General features: G+C 35.3%; 1 protein-coding gene. It reads right to left on the reverse strand.

Translation table 11 applies throughout. The annotated features are described in order from the left end of the window. Nucleotides 1-93: 93 nt before the first annotated feature. Nucleotides 94-573: hypothetical protein (locus tag E1171_RS00295; protein ID WP_222931279.1), on the reverse strand; the 480-nt coding region annotated here is incomplete at its 5' end.

Consider the following 573-nt stretch of genomic DNA (forward strand, 5'->3'; position numbering starts at 1 on the left):
CATTTTTTGAATTGGCTATAACGGCCCGGCATGCTGCTGTGCTTTTTAGCGTCGGTTTTGTGCGCCTTGGCAAAGCATGGCAGCTGGCCATTGTTAGGCTTCGTTTTGTTTCAATTCGTAAATTAATCTTACAATTTTGTTGAGCTTCTTTCTGTCTATTGATAATTGAAGGCTTTTAGATTCACCATTTTTGAAACTCATTTCTACGGTATTTGAATGTCCTCCAGAATTTCCACCCCCATTAAAAAAATCAACAAGTTCCCAGCTATCAGTATGAATTCCACCGCATCTGATAGAAGTCATGGCCGAAATTTTATATTTATCAATTCTAGAGAATTTGGTGATTGCTGATCTTTTGATATGAAGAAGAAATTCCCTTGTTACAGCTAGATCGTCTTTAGGTTTTGCAATAATGTAGAATATTATTAGGCCAACCAGAACCAGCTTAATAAATTGAAATTCTCTCTCCATTGGCAAAAACAATACACCCATTACAAGAATAATTATCACAAAGATTCTTCTTATCCAAGTCCACTCACGTTTGAAGTAATTTGTTCGATATAAAAAATTATT

The organism is Xanthovirga aplysinae (assembly GCF_009711365.1).
Classification (GTDB): domain Bacteria; phylum Bacteroidota; class Bacteroidia; order Cytophagales; family Cyclobacteriaceae; genus Xanthovirga; species Xanthovirga aplysinae.